This window comes from Sphingobacterium sp. DR205 (genome assembly GCF_011064245.1).
GTDB classification, from domain to species: domain Bacteria; phylum Bacteroidota; class Bacteroidia; order Sphingobacteriales; family Sphingobacteriaceae; genus Sphingobacterium; species Sphingobacterium athyrii.
In genome coordinates this window covers 2101448-2121346 of record NZ_CP049333.1, presented here as the reverse complement: position 1 = coordinate 2121346, position 19899 = coordinate 2101448, and the positions used below count along the sequence as shown (strand labels likewise).

Here is a 19899-nt window from a genome sequence, read left to right as displayed (position 1 = left end):
TTTTTAACATCTTATCTCCTCATGGCTTTATTTATAGCACGACCGATACGGTGGTTCCTGCCTTGATTTTAATCTTTTTATTCCAGTCCAAAAATGCATTTTCGCCCAAAGGTTTAGCAGCTTGCGCTGCATCCTCTATTAGCAGCGAGACATTCGCGTCATAGGTTGTTGGGTTGTACAATGACAAAGACAAGCCTTGATTTGTTCTCTTTATCTCTTTCACAATGATGTGATCAAAGACATAAGCCGTTCCTTTGTCCTTACGGACATAAAGCCCCGGAATTTCCAGTGCCATCAGTGCACCATTGGTTTCATTCCAACCTGTTTTGCCGCCATCCCCACGTGATCCGCGGCTATCGGCATCACAATAGGTCAAACGTTCGGTAATCTTTCCATTTGGTTGTATACCTTCCGCATGCGCGTGGATAACATCACGGATCAGGTCGGCATACAGCTTTACACCTGTCTCCCGAAAAAGTTTAAATAAGACATCCCCCGACTGTGTACAGAAGCCCGGAGCACCATGCTTATTCTGCGTACTGGCCCATACGGCGCCTGTAAGATTAGCTCCCAGTTTTGCCAAAGCTGTATTTTCTGGTAGCTGATACGGAAAAGAGACCGTCCACGAAGCCGTATAATTTGCTAGATTTTTTGTCTGTTCCAAATATATATGATCTCCCGTCTGTTCAAAAAGTGTCATCAAGGAAGTTGTCAACGCAATAGCCGTTTCCGAATCCGCATTTTGAAGAATATCGCCACAGGCGCCCGAAGTAAAGCCGACCAACGCAAATTCGCCATAATATTTTTTTGCCGCTTCCTTTGCCACAGCCATGTAATGGTCATTTTGGAAATAGGATGCGGCTAATGCCAGTCCACCGACTGCCATGGCACCGCCAGTGGTGTTATATGCCGCAATCTTACCCGATTCAATGGCCAGATAATTACCCCAAGTTCCCTCCTCCTGCCAAGTTTTCACAAAGGCATCGGCTAATTGTCGGATTGAATTTTCCCATTTTTCAGCAATCAAAGAAGACTTCCCCTGCTTTTTCAATAACATAAATTGCTTCACCATCCAGAATAATACATCAGCATTTTTACGCGTCAGCCCAATGCCGGGATTTAATTTTGCGCCATCCCGATAAATCACTTCCCCATCGGCACCAAGCACATCATAATAATAACCACTAGCTCCACGACCTTGTGATAGCGCAAAATTGAATGTATTGCTCACCCGGCTAAAATGCATCATATCCCCCAATGCAAGCATGGGATAGGTATTGATCAATCCGCCAACCCAACCATAGGACATCCAATCCGCATTCTCAGGACAATAAAACCCCACTCCGTCCTTTGCATAATAACGTTCATCAATATTTTCTGCCATCCGGGATAACACCTCGCTCATAGGCATTAAATTGCGAGGAGCAGCTTCGCGAAAATGCAATTTTCGCTCTTGCATAAAACGTCCATATAGATTAGTGACATTTTCTGCCTGAAATTCCATCCTTGTGACCCGAATTTCCAACTCGTCTCCCTCAGCAACAGCTATTCCACGATCCGGACTATCACTGAAGCCAATAAATTCAGGTTTACGTGATCGTACTCCCGGGGCACTTACCACAAAAGTAGCGATGCTACGATTCGGACTTTCTTCAATAATTAATGCATGGTCTTTCAACTCATTCTTCCAGGTTATCCCCTGATCAGTAAAAAGGAAAACTCCCTTTTTTTTCTTTCTATCGAGATATGCCATTAACGGTGTACTTGTATTGCTAATATTGACTTCCAATTGGGATTTAGCACCAAATTCGGGGGAAAGCTGGGGAATTGGATTTGATGTCAATGCCAGATCTTTTCTAAAATAATCTGTTTTATCAAGACCAGTCGCATATTCGCGATTAACAATTCGCTGTCTATTGCCATTATAGACGACAGCAGGTATCATAACAAAATTGTCACTCGACCAATCATACACATCGAAAGCCACTGCTACGCCCGCATCTTTCATCGCTTTTTTTGCCTTAAAAGTAAAGCGATAGGTCACAGCATTGCTTCCTTTCTTTCTTAAAACCTCCTGTTTCACCTTCCATTTGTCTGACCCTGCACCAATAACAGAGCTTTGTTCCAACTTTGCACCGTTGTAACCACAGTCCAACAAGCGGAAAGTCACCTTATTGTTCTGGTGCTTAGGTAACCAGTCTTGAGAAAAACTGTTGAAAGTGTTTACGCAAAGCAAAAGGCTCCCAATTATCTTTAATATTATATCGCGTTTATTCTTCATTTATAGATTCGCTTATTATGCTGAGGCATACTTTTCAAATTGCAATTTCTCTTATCTATTTTCCAACCTTACATATTATTTATCAGGGACAATAGGTTTATATTAATCATTTCCGAGAATTTTAAAAAAGCGCTAATTCCCATAGAGAGCATTGTTGTATGCTAGTTTAATTTCCTCGTATTTTTGATCTCCACTTCCTTATTCACGGAATGAATGCGCCGTCTTGAACTTGGTTATTTATATTATATACGCTGTTATCGCTAGGTGTAAATTTCGTAATAATGCAAAAGCTGAACCACCAATAAATTGCTCTTTTATTATGTTATTTTGCACATTAAATTTGAAATATACGCTTTATAAATGCTATAAATTAACAAAAATTTTCTCTACCTTTAATGAGACGATGCAACCGGTTGCTATAATACAATGATTTTTAAACCAATTTAAGGCCTTTATTATGATGCAGCATATTTATGAAAATTTCACCTTTCCGCCGGATCAATCCTTTACTGTCCGCAGTGAAGAACTGGAGATCAAAAAATACACTTCGTTAAAGTCGCACGTAAATTTTGAGATTACACTCTTGGAAAATTGTATGGGAAAGCGATTTATTGGTGATCATATCGAAGACTTCGAAGGGGATGAACTGTTGCTATTGGGTAGTTATTTGCCACATTGTTGGCAATACTACAATACGATTGATGCAAACAAACCTGCTAGCGCCACAATTATCCATTTCTACCCTGATTTTCTAGGAAAGGACTTCCTCACTAAGCCGGAGACTATTCTCCTCAACCAATTGTTTATCAATGCTGCTAAAGGGGTATTATTTTCTGGTCCTATTGTCAGACAATCCAAAGAAATTCTCCAAGATATGTTGAACGCGACGGGCTTGTCGCGCGCTGTATTAATGTTACAGCTTTTGGACAAATTAGCCTTATCGCGATCTTATAAAACTTTGTCTTCACCGTCTTTCAACATTATTGAAAATTCAAGTGATGCCAACCGGATTAACAAAGTCTTTGACTACATATTCAAGCATTTTAGGGAAGACATCACTTTAAATGATGTGGCATCCATACTCCCCATGTCCGCATCCGCGTTTTGTCGCTTCTTTAAGATGCAAACCAATCGGACTTTAGTGGATTTTATTAAAGAAATACGCATCGGTCATGCCGCCAAATTATTGATGGAAGGCAAGTATAATATTACTGAGACCTGCTACAAAAGCGGGTACAACAATATTTCAAATTTCAATAAGCATTTTAAAGATGTCAAGGGCAGTTCGCCACGTGAATTTTTAAAGCAATATCGAACATCGGAAGCTATTTACTTTTAAATTCATAAAAAAGCGTTGTTTCCGCCCATTTCTGTCCTTTGGCTGTCCCATGAACGCCTTGCTGGTATGTATTCATCAGTGCATTCCACTCAGCACATTTTGGGCTGTAGGATTCGGCGATTTCCCCCATCTTTCCCAAATCTGAGCCCGCAGGTACCCTCACTGTCATTACAATTAACTTATCGAAACGATAAAGGGCGATTCGTTGATAACCTGCTTTTCTAAATCCAGCTTCAACTTCGGGCCACACCCGCTCATGATAGGACAAGTATTCCTTTAATTCCGCTGCATTGTCAACAATACTTACAACGAACACATGTTCTTCATCGTTTGGCTGTTGGGAACCGGCATTTCCCCCTTTACAATTGATAAATAGCGCTGAACTAAACAGCAGCAATAGATAAATAAGAATTCTCATTTCAAATGTGTTTATTCCATCAGCAAAATTGGAAGATATAATTAAATTGTATGAGCGACCAATCCACTGCTAGTATCAATTAAAATAAATATAAATCATGATCATCACGATCGCCAGCCCCAGCCAAGTCAACCAGACAGCTCTAGGCTGCTGTTTCATCTCACCTTCTTTTCGGTCAAACAAAGTCGGTACTTCCGAATTTCCCGTCGATCTAGTCAAAAGGGAGACAGTGACGATGACTACGCTCAAAACCACAAAAATATAAAAAGAAAGCATTAAAAAATGTGGCCAATAGCCCTGATAGGGATAATTTAACACATGGCAGATACCCAAAAGCAGGCAAGCCAAACCGCCTCCATAAAGTACAACTTCGGCAGCAATACCATTGATACCTCGCCAGATAACTCCCCAGAGAAAGACGACCGCCAGGGGTGGAGCCAGAATAGACACCAAACCTTGAGTCAGATCAAAAAAGCTTTTTCCAGAATAAGAAAATAACATCGCGATTCCTATACCGGCTAATCCAACCAGCACTGTTACCCACCTGCCCATACGTCTTTGCTGGCCAGTGTTCAACATTTTAAACTGTTGAACCACATCCAGCGTAAATACCGTACAGAATGAATTTAAGCTTGAAGATACCGTATCCACCAACGAAGCGATCAATGCTGCAATACTCAACCCCAATAGACCATGTGGCATTAATTGTTTAATCATTGTAATATATGCGTTATCAGCCGCGGTGTCTCTAAACAATACAAAGCACATGATCCCCGGTAAAATAAATATGATCGGCATAATAATCTTAAGTGCTCCGATAAACAATGCTCCGTATTGCCCTTCTTTTAAATCTTTAGCAGCTAGCACCTTTTGCACAATAGTCTGATCAGCACACCAATAATAGATCGCCACGACGGGATACCCCAGCACAATGCCTATCCAAGAATATTCAGGGTTAGTTGCAGGTAAAAACAATTTCCAATACGATTCCGGCGTCTGACTCATCAATGTATCCATAGAACCTATCTTTTGAAAGCCGAGGAAGGTCAAGATAATAGAAGAGACGATAATGATGACGGACTGAAAAATGCCTGTGCGAACAACCGCCTTCAACCCACCAATCGCCGTAAAACTAGTTGCCACAACAGCAATGACGACTATTGCCGGAAACAACCGACAGCCAAAAACCCCCGAAATAAGCAAGCCGCCAGCGTACAAAGCACTACCTAGCCATACCACCAATATGGAAATCAAGCTATATACGATCAAAAAATTATAGGATCTTTTGCCAAAACGGAGCAGGAGAAACTGCGGGATTGTGCTTATTTTGGTCTTTAAATAATAGGGTAAGAAAACCATGGCCAGCAACATCAGGAAAATCCAGGCCAACAATTCGAAATTACTGCCTACAATACCATGGGAAAATCCGATACTCGCAAATCCGATCAACATCGTGGGGCCAGCATTCGCTCCAAAAATAGAGAAACCTATCTGCCACCACTTCAGCGATCGGCCGCCTAAAAATATATCCTGCTGGTTTTTTTCTTTTTTGCTGAAACGAAAACCGATATAAAACAGAGCTACCGCATATAATACTAAAACTAAATAATCAATACTATTAAATGTTAAGCTCATTATATTCTACTTTTATCGTACTACATGCTAACAAGTGGATTGTATCCCGGTACATCCTGTTTTAACCAAACCTGTTCTCTTACAATTTTATTTTCCTTGAAACAATAGTCCCAATTGATTCTCACAGGCAATCCTTCCGATTCTGGTAAATGAAAATATCCATTTTCCAATATTGGGCGAATTAAAAAATATTTTTCCAAGCCATACATCAGGGAATACAAGTACTCGATCGTACTAGTTTCACTTGCTGTAGTCATTAAAAAGCTCGAATATAAGGAATACCCACCGGAAGAAAGCTGCAAATTACGGTCAGCACATAAATCCCTAACCTCCATCCACTCTTTTATTCCACCAAACTGGGTCGGTACGGGCTGTAAATGTTTGACCCCACAATTGGCCAGCATCGGGAAGATCTTGGATGTTCGCTCTGATTCACCATACGCCACCATAACGACAGTACGTTTACAGAGTTCCTCAATCTGATCGTATGCAGCGGAATGTACGGGTTCTTCGAGCCAACATAGTTCTTCTTCGCCGATGGCATCGATAAATCTAAATACGTCTGCTGAAGACCAGATCTGATTGGCATCCACAGCGACTTGCATCCGGTCGCCAGCCAATTTTCGCACATGTTTTACCCGCTCGATATCGGCAGTCATATTTGTTCCAAAATCCTTCCCGATTTTCATCTTATAACAATCTACTCCAGCGTCCAAAAATAGGGCGACCTCATTTTCCAGCTCTTGTAGCGTGTAATTGGTTCCGCCACCACTGCCATAGATCTTTACGCGGTTGCGTTCTCCGCCGATATAACGATACAGTGGTATACCACGACGTCTGGCTGCCAGATCATGTAAGGCCATATCAACCTGCCCTAATAAAGCCGAGGCAGCACCTTTAAATCCTTCATTTCGAATAGACCAATATAGCTTTGGAAAAAAATCCAGATAAGACATTCCCTCACAATGAAATAATATCGGAAACAGGCAGGTTTCTAAAATATTTGTATAACTGTTATAAACAGGCGCTTCACCAACGTTGCCCTCTATATCTTCAATACGAATGATTGAAAGCCCAAAGCTTGGAAAAGGACCCATTGTTGCATCCTGAAAAGGAGTTATTGTTGCTACAGGTTCTAAAACTCGAATACTAATTTTTTGGATATTAAAAGTCTCCTGATCTATTCTGTTCATCTATTCTCATTAAACGTTTGAAGTACTTCGTTATAAATAGCGGCAGGCAGCCTGCCTCGGTTAATTGCATTTAGGGAATTATTCAGCTGATGTTGATTTGCTGCTCCTATCACTATTTTAAAGGATGCCGGTATGGAGTTTAGGAATCGCAAGGCCAATATATCCAACTCTATACCTCGCCGTTCGGCGATTGAATTTATCCGACTGGCCTGTTTCACCGTTCCGGGATCCAGCCAATCTGGAACCGACTGGGAAAATTGCTGAAAATTGCACCCCAATAAGCCCATATTTAACGGACTTGCAGCATAATACTCTTTTTTGTACTGTTCGCATATCGGAATTGTGCTGTCAAGTGCTTCCAGGTTACAAGCATTCAATCGGTTAAATTCCATGAGCACATCAAATTGCCCGTCTTCTAAAAAAGGGGTAAACCATCTTGGTAAGTTACCACCCAGTCCTATGCGCTTTGCTAAGCCTTGCTCTTTAAAGTGTAACAATTGCCTTACCACTCCCGCAGCCATTTCTTCCGGGACGACGGCAGGTTCATGTAAAAAAAGAACATCGACCTGAGGGATACCAAGGCACTTTAAACTGTTTTCCAAACTTCTTTCCATCCCTGCTGCCGAATAATCATATTCTGCCTCTATAGCACTATGACCTTTTAACCGCCCCACTTTTGTACTAATTTCAGGCTTCACACCCTTCCATTGTTTCAGTACTCGACCAACAAGGTTTTCTGCATCCCCATAAGCAGGAGCAGTATCCAATGCAGTAATACCAAGTGACAAAGCGTTAAGTATTACTTTTATAGACTCTTCTATATTCACAATTCCCCAAGCACCGCCCAATGCAGCTGTCCCTAATACGATCTTATCTATTCCGCGGTCATACATGCTATTCAATCAAAATTTCAGCATCTAAAGTACTAAGAAGCCACCATATATTCTTTTAAACTAACAGTCAATACTTTAAGCGCTTTGGTTATATGGTACTCCACCCCTTTTAGTGAAATCCCCAATTGTTGAGCGATTTCTTTACCACTAGCACAACTTAAACGGCTCAATTCAAAAATCTCTCTCGTCTTCATAGGCATCGTATCCAGGGTTTTCTGTGTTATTTCCTTAATTTCTTTCAGGAAAATTTGTCCCTCATTTACCTCGTTTAAGTTGTCAATCCACAGTTGCTGTTCCCGCTCGTCCCAGTTATCCATAGGTTCTATCAATTGCCTATGAATTCGCTGATGCTTCAAATAATCCAGCGCTTTATTTTTGATCACTTTTAACAAAAAACTTTTTGGAGAAAGTAAATTTTCCTCTTGCATTCGTATCCATGTTATCATAAGTGCATCAGCAGTGATATCTTCGGCAACTGCATCGATATGAACAAAAGATTTTGCAAATAAAAACGACCGGTAGTGATACGCTTTAAATAATTGATCAAAATTGTCTGCTATCTGTTTCATTACAAAGTTTAGAAATGTCGAAAACTTTTGCTTTCATTGCAATGGAGCTTTATTTCTCCCTGCTCAACAAATTGTTCCATTCATATCTGTAAAGTTTCAAATATGTCCACACTTCAACCACGTCAAATTTGACTATTATCGGTGTTTTCTTTGCAGCATCTTACTTTCATGATCATTTATCTTTTTCGCATGTAAATAGAAATCAGCGGAACCAAAAGAGTAAATAAAATAACCTTAATTATTATAAGTTTGATTTTTTTCTAAAGAATAACTCTTTGTATAAAACGTACAGAATCAGCGCAGCCCTGGTATGCTTCTTGAGAAAAATGAAACCTAAACTATTGCGATCACTGGCGTGATTTGGCTTTCCATAAAATTTCAAATACACATTCTCTCTGCAAAAGCCACATGCCCAGCTTATCTTCAGCCACACCGTCTGAAAGTTCATAGGTAAAGATAAGCCCTTTATGTTTGTCCAGTTTCACTCCCAAATGTTTCATTACTGCGCCTTTTCCCTTCAGAGAAGAAGAAATTTCGGTGATATGAGACGACAGCAAGAATATACTATTGTCAAATCCGCGGAGGCAGCTGATGAGTTCTAACGTCGCCTCACTGGCATCATTATGATTTGTCCCCTTAAATAGCTCATCCATCAGCACAAACATTTTTTTGCCCTCTGCCAGTAATTCAGCTAAGTGTTTTACTCGAAGTACCTCATTAAAAAAATGGCTGGCACCGGCACTGATATCATCCCCTAAATTTATTGTCGCCGATATGCCATCAAAGAGCACAGTTTCCATCGCGTCTGCGGGAACCGGAAACCCTAGATGTGCCAGATACACGCAGGTACCTATTGTTTTTAATAATGTCGATTTGCCCGTCATATTCGCGCCAGTAAGGTACCATAAGTTACCACTGCTTTTTATTTCAATATCATTCTTGACCGGATTTTCCAAAAAGAGATTATATCCACCCCTGATCCGAATCATATCCGAACCTGGGTCATGATCCTCTATTCCGGGAAATACAAGATGCTTTCCTTTGGTACATTGTGCCACACCATACAAAGCGTCCAGCTGATACAAAACAGTAAAGACTTCACGTATCGCATTCCGTTTGATATTCCTAAAAAGATAATCGTATTTAATCATCAGTTCCAGTGAAAGTTTATTTTCAAGCAATTTTTCAAACTCTCCCAGATCAATATCTTCCAATACGCGATCAATTTTATTACAATAATCGACAATAACACTTCTGGTAGGATATTGGGAGTTAACAGCGCCAAGAAATACGTTGAGATAGTCTATTATTTTAGCTATTTCATGAATAGAGCGTCTAATTAATAAATCACGTTTCTTAAAATCCGCCGAAAGAAAATTTGCGGTGACAAGCTCTAAATAATAGGAGGTTTTGGTTGGCGAATACGGTTCCAGTGGTAAAGATAAATATTGTTCCAGGTCCTGCATCATATACTTGTCCAAAATATCCGTGATATCTACATCTTGCATAAAACGGATAATCCATTGCCTATCCAATATTTCAAATTTAGCTGAAAGAGGCTCGAGAAAATAGGAATACAGCATATCGCGTCCGCCCAATGTAATCGTACAATCGAACAGATCAAACAAATCTCTACATTGACTGTTCGTAACATTTAAGTCTGCCAGGGTTTGCTTGTCAATAATAAACATATTTCTTAAGGAAGTGCTCTACAGTAGCTTTTTTTACCATATTCCTAAACTTACCTAAAATCACGGTCATTGGCAATACTGTATCAGAATAGTTATACTAAACATCCTCGGGTAAATAAAAAAAGCTCAGCACCCTTACTGGATACTAAGCTTTTTGAATCGGTCACATGTATAATCTTCTTTTACTTATTAGTGAATCTAAACCAGTTAAAGTCAGCATAGCCGTCCACTCCGGCAGCAGTTTTGCTGTAATTGAACAATGCAAAACGGTTTGCTGTCCAAGGCAGGCCCAGCTGCATATTTAGATCGTTGCCAATAACATAAAAGTTTTCTCCATCTGTACTGTAATAAAACCTCGCAATGAACCCCCGATCGGTCACACGCGCCCTCACCCAAAGTTTGTCCCCTCGAAAATCTTCTTTGCTCTCAATAATCTTATCGTCATTGCTCATGATGATTCTACGTTTGCCATCGGTCTGTTCTACCGCAACGAAAGCATAAGGAAATTCAAAAATCCCAAAACCAGCAATATTTCCATTTTTCAGTCCTTTCAGATCAATTTCAACGGTACCCTCCGAACTCGGTCCCTGCACACGTTGAGTCAAAGTATTGCGGGCCGTTTTTAAAGAATCTGCGCGTGAAGCATGTAAACGCATATAGCCTTTGCGTTCTCGAAGTGACCATTTACTATTGTCAGGGTTATGGTTCCATTGCCATTGTAAGCCCAGTTTACTTCCATTGAATTCATCCGTCGTCGCTGGAGTTTTTATCGGATAGGACTTTCCAACGTTCGGTTTCTTGTAAGTAATTACGTCTTTGTTTCCTGTTCCGAGCATCGGCCATCCATCTTCCCATTTGACAGGCAATAGATGAGGAACCCGACCTATGGCACCGCGATCTTGCATGATAATAAACCACCAGTCCCCATTTTTCAATTGCACCATTCCCCCTTGGTGCAGACCGTTATCAGGATAGGAACTATTATCATTGAGAATCAATTTATGCTCATAAGGGCCATAAATATTATCAGAGCGCAAACAGATCTGCCAGCCCTGTGTTCCTCCCGCTGGACAAGTTATATAATACTTGCCGTTGATTTTGTACATGTGAGCACCCTCCATTCCAAAATGTCCCCCAAGTTCATTGGCATTCTTGAAACTCCCCTGCCAGATCTTAACTTTATCGCTCTTCACAGATTTAACATCTGCATTTAATTCTGTTAGATATAATGTACCCTGGCCATGCACGACATAAACCTTACCATTATCGTCGAAGAACAGTCCCGGATCATAGAGATATTCGGGAAAGATTGTCCGCTTCCAGGGACCTTCAGGTTTATCTGCTTCACAGATTGAAAAATTTCCTTTTTCCCGTCCCCAACCATATGGTGTACAGAATCCAGCGTAGAATTTTCCATTGTGGTGCTTCAAGGTTGCTGCCCATGAACCATTCAAGTACAACGTGCCCCCTTCCATATTATAACGGGGATCTTCTTCATAGCGATCCAAGGCATAGCCCACCATTTCCCAATTGACCAAGTCTTTCGACTTCACAATCGGCGCCCCGGGTACATAGTGCATGCTCGTCGAGATCATATAAAAGTCATCACCAACACGGATAACATCGGGATCAGGCCAATCGCCCCAAAGCAAGGGATTCGTAAAGGTTCCATTGCCATTGTCTGGGCTCCAAACCTGTTGTCCTGATACATGACCAAAAAGTGATAGCGTCAATACCAAAACAAGTCCCAATTTCGTGGCTGACTTACGGTAGTATTTCATTATAATCGTATTCATCTTCATTTTAATTCCTTATTATTTATTATTGAAATAGAGTTATTTCCGCCAAACCTGCTCTTCCCTCAGAAACTTCCAAGATACTGACCCGTATAAATTGAATCATCTTATCCAGTTTTACCGGTTTGAAATCCCAACCCGTACATTCTTTTTCATAAAGCTCCTCCCAGGTCTTTCCATCGAGTGATCCTTCTACTTTATAGCGGTATTTCGAGCTATCTTTCTGCAAACGTATGCGACTACCAATTACCTTTGTCGGCTGATTGAGTTCCAAGGTAACAACTTGAGGAAATTTATCTTGATCCGCAATCCACCAAGAATAGTCATCGCCGTCGGTGATATGGGCAATTGGAAAATCCGGATGCGACGACGTTGCCATCACCTTTTTGAATTTCACCTTTGGCCTAGCCAATAGCTTTTTATCCCATTTCGTGGGCTTAATAACCGCTTGATCTTCCTCATTTCCGCAAAAAACAGGATGGTCACCATCGGGGAATTCTCTGGATACAGATGAGGTCGAGCGGACCACTTTGCTTCCGCTTTCCAAGCCTGCTGCTGATGCGCTGATATGAATTGTCCCGCTTTTTTTGCTGGTACGCACAAAAGCAAATCCAATACCGCCTTCAACGACCTGTGGATTCACTGCAATACGCGCCGAACCATCCCCAATTAAGTGTCCTTCACCTGCAACCTGAATACGGATCTCTGTCTGTGCATCATGCAGCAGATTGCCCTGTTTATCACAGATTTTAAAATACACCGGAATCATATCTGACCCATCCGCAACTGGCCGAATGCCATATTCCGGTATCAGGACTTCAATATGATGAGCTGCGCCAGCCGTATGGACAGCATGTTGTGCAACCACTTTCCCCTTTACATAGGCGAGCGCCTTCAGTTCACCGGCTTTATATCCGCCCGCATCAAAAACAAAGCTCGGACTTCCGCCCTTTTCCACAATATACGGGTAGACCTTGGCCCGTTCACTACGGGTTTGCAGCGCAATAAATTTTCCATTTCTATAGAGTTCGACAGCTTCACAATTTGAATAAACTGTGATTTCTGTGCTTGACGTCTTCAGTTTTTCCTGCGAATTATAGGACGCAATAAATACCATGGGGCCTTTAAAAATCCCCTTTTGATCCAGCTGATAAGGACGCATACTTTGCATCATGTAATAAGCAAACTTAGGGTATCGGTTTACATCGACCACACCGGAATACATAGTCTCTTCCTCGGCTCCACGGGTATAATCATTATAACTCCACATAAAGTGTCCCCCCATACGTGGGTTTGCATCCAACATACACCAATCGAAATAGCCATTTCCATTCAGTTGATGCAAGCGACTACGTCCCTGCCTCATTTGCTCATATTCATTTTCGGTCATGCTCACCCTTGGCTTTTCCCCCACACCATCGCCCCATTCCCGGGTTAATAAAGGTTTAATCGCTATTTGGTCCTCCAAATAATTACCCATCACATTTCCATCCTTGGGGTATTTGGAGACCTGCTTGTAAAAGACATCATAATAGGGCTCTGTATCCTCATGACTAAAATAATCACCAGCAGTATAAAACTGATCTCCAGGGTATTCTGCATGCGCCGCTTCGGCAATACGCTTGACTACTGACAAGGGATAGCTGGTTTCATTTAATGCTGTTTCCCAAAGGACGACAGAAGGTCGGTTTCGGTCGCGACGAATCATACTCCGCGTTATGGATTCCAAACGGTCCGTAAATTCGGGAGTCTTATTAAAATATTGCCATCCCGGTACACACGCCACAACCAAGAGACCGTGGCGGTCACAAGCTTCCAAAAAAGCAGGGTCATGTGGATAATGAGCCGCTCGAACAGCATTGTATCCGCCACGTTTCATATCGATGACTTCCCGTTCCTGTACAGAATTAGATGCTGCATCACCCACATAGGGATAGGCTTGATGCCGATTGGCTCCAACCATATAAAGATGCTCGCCATTAATAAAGAACCCGCCATCTTTGGTATACCGAATCCGGCGGATACCAATTTGCTCGGTACGGCGATCCACTTCGACCCCATCGGCTAGGTACACCTGATTTTCCAAGTTATAGCAGATAGGACGATAGGGATGCCACAATTGCGGATTTTTGACTTCCAGCTGTTGGTATATCCGTCGACGTTCTTGCGGTTTCAGCTCAAATGATACGCGCTGCTGACCCACAACTTTACCTTTAACATCTTTCAGTAGTGTTAAGAGATAACCCTTCTTAGCCACTTTATCATCATTTTTCAATTCAGTATTTACAGCGACCGTGGCGTTGCTTTTATCCACCTTTGGATAATGTACAAATACACCCGAATTTTGGGTCGCATCCGGTTCTAGTTCATCGGTAATACGCAAAGGATCGGAAACAATCAATTTAGCATCTCGATAGATGCCGCTATAATAATAGAAGTCAAGTCTATCCTGCGGTTTACCTGGAGGCGTCAGGGGATCGTACTCAGCCGACACTCGAACAGCAATCACGTTATTTGTCTGATCAAAATGGAGCTGATCCGTAATATCCAACGTAAAACCAACATATCCACCACGGTGCTTACCAACGCTTTTACCATTGACAAACACCTCACAGCTGTTCATTACACCCTCAAATTTTATAAAGACCTTCTTACCTAGAAATTTGTCCGTCAGTTTAAAATAACGACGATACCAGCCTATCCCATCATAGATAGCATCGCCACCATTATGTTTCTTTTCGAGCTGCATCACGTGTGGCAATACAGCTGGAATCCATTTGGAGTCATCTAGGCCTTTAGCTTCTCCGCCTTTAAAATCACCACGATAAAAAGCCCAATTTGTATTCAGTTGATATTCAATGCGGCTTGTAGGCTTTTTTCCGAAACTCTTGAAAAAGAGTCCCAACAATAGAAAAAGCGCGACAGCTAATTTTCTTAAAAGCTTATTCATTCCTCACAAGTATTGATTATTTATTTTTTCTTACTTCAGCAGTATTAGGGTAAGGCAATATCTCCAACGCATGCAAAAGTGCCCCGTTTTCTGTTTGTCTCAGCGCAAAAGTTAGCACATTCTTCTTCGAACCAAAATTCAGCCAACATTCCGGAAGAAAAAATTCGCGCTGAGGTCCTGCCTCCCAATGGCGTCCGATGTTGTGTCCATTGAGCCACATATAGCCATTGCCCGAAGCATTAACCTTAGCCATCCAGGGCAACCATAGGTTCTTGGGGAGTTTGTCCAAATTAAATTCAACACGGTACCAGGTAACAAGGCCGTCCTGTTTACCTTTGGGCTGCACCTGATTTCCTTTGCGTGGAATCTCATTCTTTGTATCCAAAGAAACTGTCCGCCAGCTTGTATCATTAAAATCGGGTAAGTTCCATCCTTGCTGTACACCGGCAAGATCTGTCGAAAACTCCCATTCCAAAGGATGTGTAAGTGCTGTCTCGCTTAACGAAAGTCCTGCCTTACGGATCCCGGCCAATTCCTCCATTGGCATATAACCGTGTGCATGACCGAGGTTTTCATAGGCCACAACAATTTCATTTTCTCCAGCTTTCAATAAGCCGGCAACATCAAAGCGGTTGTCGTATTCGTCTGCGCGAATTCGTTCAAAAGCATTTCGCGTGGTCCAGCTTTGCGCATCGGCACGATCCGGAAAAAGCCGCTTGGCGGGCTTTCCATTAACAAGCACCGATACAATATCCCGTGTATACATATTGAACAATAAGTAATGCTCGCGTTCCGCTTGCTTTGCTGTCAAGACCACATGACTACAGTAAAGACTGTATCTAAAATCATTGATATCCATATCCGGAAGACTGATCAATTGTGGAATCCTGTTCCAATCAGCCTGTCCAGTAGGATCATCAGCCTTACGAGCAGTACGGATACGAATTCCTGTAGGTGCTTTTGCTGGCCGTTGGATTGCTTCAGCTTTCTTGGGCCACCAATCCCCCTTAGCCGTCGACTGTCCTGCTGAGACCACCAAAATCTTTGATTCCAAACCTTCCAGATCATACTCCACCTCGATCTTATCCATTTTCAAAACTTGATTAGCCAGTTGATCATCTGTTTTAATCAGTACTTTCTCACCATGTTGGTTCACATTATAGATAGGTTCTTTGACCAGATTGGTGCTATTGGGTAATAAGGTAACTCTTCCTTTAATAGCTTGCTTGGGGTCTGTGTTATGCAAAAAGATAAATTTAGTACCATCACTAGCCACTCTCACTCCTCCAAATAATGATTTTGGTGCGCCTTCCAATTCACAAGGCCCCCCTTCCGTGCGGACTAGTTTGGATTCAAATTTTTGGATGAATGCACCGATTTCTTTAGCAGCAAGGTATTTAGGACCAATTGCGCCGTTCTCACGAATCGCTGCATTATAATCATAACTTGTGGTCATGCCACGTGCTCCCCAGCCATCTAAATGCGTCCCTCCAAAAAACATGTAGTAATTGATTCCGGTTCCACCCCCCAACATTGTCATTAAACCAATTGCTTTAAAATGTCTGTCATCGGAATAATGTTCTTCGCTCAACCTTCCCGTGACCAGCGAAAACCATCCGCCTTGTAGTTCAGTCACAAATCCCGGAGCATCAGGTTGCTTTTTGCGCAGATCCATCATGCGATACGCACAGCTCGGTGCGTCCGATGGCCCATTCACATAGTAATTATCGCAATCGAAGACCTGCGATAATTCAGGATCTTTGCTCCCCCTTGTTTCATTTGTCAGACAAGTAAAAACTGGAATATCCATTCCACTTTTCTTGACCGATTCATTCAGGACCTTCAACACTTTATCTTTTCCGGCTGTCCAGTGTGCATCATATTCATTTTCGATCTGGATCATGATAATCCCTTTTTTCCCCTTCTCTTTATGTGTAATCTGCTCATCTTTCAATTCCTTGCAGACAGCATCAAACCAATGCTTGGACCAGGCAATATGCTGCTCATCATTTCCACGCAACCAAAATCCCTCTAAATTCTCGGGACGATATTTGGCCAACCATCTCGGATATCCGCCGCCAGAAAATTCGGCACAAATAAAAGGGCCTGGACGAACAATTGTATAGAAACCAAACTCTTCCTGCGCCATACGAAGCCATCTTCTGAGATCGGAAAAATCAAATTTGGATTGATCTTGCATATCCCTTGGAATATGACGTTCATGCCAATTCCATGGCACATAGGTTTCTACTGTATTGAATCCAGCCTCTTTAATTTTTTTAAATCGATCACGCCACAAATCTTCTGGGCAACGGAAGTAATGGAAGGCAGCACTATAAATATAGACATCCTTCCCTTCGATGGTCATACAGGATCCATCATAACGGACCCGCTCCGGATAGGCAAATTTCTTGATCGGTCGTGCGTTATCACCATCTTGTGCAAGTACGATCGAAGTACAAAAAATAATGCAGCAGGAGAGTATATGACCTATAAATAAAGCGCCATACTTCCTCCTAAAAAATAACTTGAATATATTCATCTGTAATATAATACGTCTCTTTCAACGCTCATATGGAATAGCCATATGAGTTTATTCTTAATTCCATTGGCATTGGATGGTTTTAACAGCGCTATTTTCTTTTTTAAAGCACGTCATTACCAAGTATCCAATGGCTTATAAACGATTTAGAATTAATGGCTTCTTACGACCTAGTTTTACTTTTTTAATATGATCCTTGTACCGCAATTTGACTGTTGTATCCTCTTCTGCAGTTAAGGTCGCTGAAATCAAATTGCCCTGACTCCACTTCAGATCAACCGTCAAACCTTGGCGCGCCCGCAAGCCACGGATTTCTCCATCCGGCCAAAACGAAGGCAGTGCAGGAAGCAAATGAACTTCTTGATTATGACTTTGGATCAATATCTCAGCAATTCCCGCAGTACCGCCAAAATTTCCGTCAATCTGAAAAGGAGGATGTGTATTGAATAAATTATTCAATGTTGTTTTGGCGAGCAATGCCTGCACATTTTTACCAGCTTCTTCACCATCAAGAAGTCGCGCATAAAAATTAATCATCCATGCTCTACTCCATCCTGTGTAAGAACCGTTCCGGTTACTTTCATTTTCATTGTAAAACCGACGACGGGCAATCGTTTTCCGAGCAGCGTCAAACAACTCTTTTTTATCTAGAGTAATTGACTTACCCGGATAAAGTCCAAAAAGATGGGACATATGACGATGGCCTGGCTCCACCTCTTCATAATCTTCTATCCATTCTTGAATCGTCTGATGCCTCGGACTGATGCGCACAGGCGGTAATTTTCCTAATACACGTTTCAGATTTTTTGCAAAATCAGGCTCCTCGCCGACCACAGTACCTGCGGCTAAGCAGGCCTCAAACAATTCTCGGATGATCTGTATATCCATGGTCGCACCATAAGTTAGCTGAAATTCTTTTCCGTCAGCCATTCGATACCTATTCTCCGGGGAATTTGAAGGTGCAGTGACCAGATACCCCTTATGATCTTCGACAAGATAGCCCAAAATAAATTCAGCGGCTTCTTTCATTGAAGGATAAGCTTCTTTTTTTAGGTAAGCCTTATCGTTGGTAAATAAATAATGGTCCCATTGATGAAGTACCAGCCATGCAGCAGCGATAGGGAATGTACCCCAGCCCACACCATCGGCAATTGCTGTACGTCCAAATGGATCTGTCAGGTGGTTCATCGTCCAGCCCGAGGAGTTATAAGTCTTCCGTGCAGTTATTCGCCCCGGTTCGCGCAAGGCGCTTATCAAATTTGAGAAAGGAACTACTGTCTCCGAGAGGTTGCAGACTTCTGCAGGCCAGTAGTTCATCTGGATATTGATATTCGTATGAAAATCCGAACTCCAAGCGGCATTCATATCCTTGTTCCAAATCCCCTGTAAATTGGCCGGAAGCACACCTGGACTACGTGAAGAACCCATCAACAGATAGCGTCCATACTGAAAATAAAGACTGATCAAAGAAAGATCCCGCCCCCCTTCTTTTACTTTTTTCAGCCGTTGGTCTGTTGGTAAATCCGAGGGTTGTCCTATATTGAAGACCACACGGTCAAAAAATTGACGATGATCGGCAATATGTCTGGAAAGAATCTGTTCATAGTTCTTTTTTTGAGCCTGATCCAATAGTGCACGACAGCGTACAAAAGGATCAATACGATGATCAAAGTTCAATTTTGACACATCATAATCGGTTGCTGCCGTAAAGTAAAAAACGACTTCATCCGCATCCTTAACAAAAAATGAATTTGCATTAGTTATCATACTTCCACCTTTGTGGCTTCCGCGGACTACGCCGGCAAATTTCATATGTGCTCCCACTTCACCACCATCTTCCATGGGCAGATCCACCACCTGTCCCTGAATCTTCAGTTCATGGTCAGACAAAGGCGTAGCAACAGCATCCTGCTCCCGCGAATAGGAAAACCGGAAGGTCAGCTTACCAGGCCTGTCTGCGGATAAACGAATCACAATCATGTTATCGGGTGCTGATGCAAATACTTCCCGGGTATACTTTACACCGTCAATAGCATAGCTCACAGTAGCCAAACCTGTCTGTAGATCAAGCTCGCGACGATAGTTGGTAACACCTTCCCGCCAAAACCCTTCGGTTCCAAAATCAATTCGGAAATTTCCGAATGATTGATAAGACCGTATGCGCAGGGGATTGCTTTTAAGCTCTTTTTCAGACAAAGCAGCAGCCTCTTCTATCTTTCCGGCAACAAGGAGGCGTTGAATTTCAGGTATCTTACTTGCTGCATCCGCATTGGCATCCACTTTGGTTCCAGCCCATAGGCTCTCTTCATTGACCTGAATATTCTCCTTATTCCAGTCGCCATATACCATGGCTCCTAAACGTCCATTTCCAACGGGAAGAGCTTCTTCCCAAATTTTCGCAGGTTCACGGTACCATAGCACATGATCTTGATGCTGTGCCTTCAATTGCATCCCAGAGACCAACATTAGACAGCCCCATAAATATACTTTCATTTACAAATTATTATCAGTGTTTATGCTCGGCTACACAAATGTGCCTCCACCGTTTGGTTATTTGAATTATCATCATTCAGATTCTTTAAGTCTAAGTCC

12 protein-coding genes are annotated in these 19899 nt (G+C 42.1%); 1 reads left to right on the top strand and 11 read right to left on the bottom strand.

Features of this window, described 5'->3' with window-relative positions; genetic code table 11:
• Positions 1-31: 31 nt before the first annotated feature.
• A complete protein-coding gene (locus G6053_RS08785) occupies positions 32-2281 on the bottom strand; it encodes a hypothetical protein (RefSeq protein WP_206531901.1) in 2250 nt (749 codons plus the stop codon).
• A 457-nt stretch (positions 2282-2738) separates the two neighbouring features.
• On the opposite strand from G6053_RS08785, the gene G6053_RS08780 reads away from it, so the two are divergent.
• Positions 2739-3620, top strand: coding sequence for an AraC family transcriptional regulator (locus tag G6053_RS08780; RefSeq protein WP_108632447.1), 882 nt, complete (start codon positions 2739-2741; stop codon positions 3618-3620).
• Here G6053_RS08780 and G6053_RS08775 read toward each other — a convergent pair.
• The 10 genes from G6053_RS08775 to G6053_RS08730 all read right to left on the bottom strand — a co-directional run bounded on the left by G6053_RS08775 (position 3607) and on the right by G6053_RS08730 (position 19800).
• The gene (locus tag G6053_RS08775) at positions 3607-4038 is read right to left on the bottom strand and encodes an L-rhamnose mutarotase (RefSeq protein ID WP_108632448.1); all 432 of its coding nucleotides are present in this window, start codon (positions 4036-4038) and stop codon (positions 3607-3609) included. The genes G6053_RS08780 and G6053_RS08775 overlap by 14 nt on opposite strands.
• Before the next feature lie 75 nt (positions 4039-4113).
• Complete coding sequence (locus tag G6053_RS08770; protein ID WP_108632449.1) at positions 4114-5673, bottom strand: sodium/solute symporter; 1560 nt, start codon at positions 5671-5673, stop codon at positions 4114-4116.
• Positions 5674-5693: 20 nt separating this feature from the next.
• Positions 5694-6866, bottom strand: coding sequence for an enolase C-terminal domain-like protein (locus G6053_RS08765; protein ID WP_165306213.1), 1173 nt, complete (start codon positions 6864-6866; stop codon positions 5694-5696).
• Entirely contained in the window at positions 6863-7759 is an 897-nt protein-coding gene (locus G6053_RS08760; RefSeq protein WP_165306212.1) for an aldo/keto reductase, read from the bottom strand. Before G6053_RS08760 ends, G6053_RS08765 begins: the two co-directional genes overlap by 4 nt.
• A 32-nt stretch (positions 7760-7791) precedes the next feature.
• The gene (locus G6053_RS08755) at positions 7792-8328 is read right to left on the bottom strand and encodes an RNA polymerase sigma-70 factor (RefSeq protein WP_108632452.1); all 537 of its coding nucleotides are present in this window, start codon (positions 8326-8328) and stop codon (positions 7792-7794) included.
• A gap of 347 nt (positions 8329-8675) precedes the next feature.
• On the bottom strand, positions 8676-10019 hold the full coding sequence (locus G6053_RS08750) for a DNA mismatch repair protein MutS (protein WP_165306211.1): 1344 nt from the start codon (positions 10017-10019) through the stop codon (positions 8676-8678).
• A 182-nt stretch (positions 10020-10201) separates the two neighbouring features.
• Positions 10202-11815 (bottom strand): glycoside hydrolase 43 family protein, encoded by a 1614-nt coding sequence (locus G6053_RS08745; protein ID WP_206531900.1) that lies wholly within the window; start codon positions 11813-11815, stop codon positions 10202-10204.
• Positions 11816-11840: 25 nt separating this feature from the next.
• Positions 11841-14765 (bottom strand): glycoside hydrolase family 2 TIM barrel-domain containing protein, encoded by a 2925-nt coding sequence (locus tag G6053_RS08740; RefSeq protein WP_165306210.1) that lies wholly within the window; start codon positions 14763-14765, stop codon positions 11841-11843.
• A 16-nt stretch (positions 14766-14781) separates the two neighbouring features.
• The gene (locus tag G6053_RS08735) at positions 14782-17307 is read right to left on the bottom strand and encodes a beta-galactosidase (RefSeq protein ID WP_165306209.1); all 2526 of its coding nucleotides are present in this window, start codon (positions 17305-17307) and stop codon (positions 14782-14784) included.
• A 135-nt stretch (positions 17308-17442) separates the two neighbouring features.
• Positions 17443-19800, bottom strand: a complete 2358-nt coding sequence (locus tag G6053_RS08730; RefSeq protein ID WP_165306208.1) for a glycoside hydrolase family 95 protein — start codon at positions 19798-19800, stop codon at positions 17443-17445.
• Positions 19801-19899: the final 99 nt, after the last annotated feature.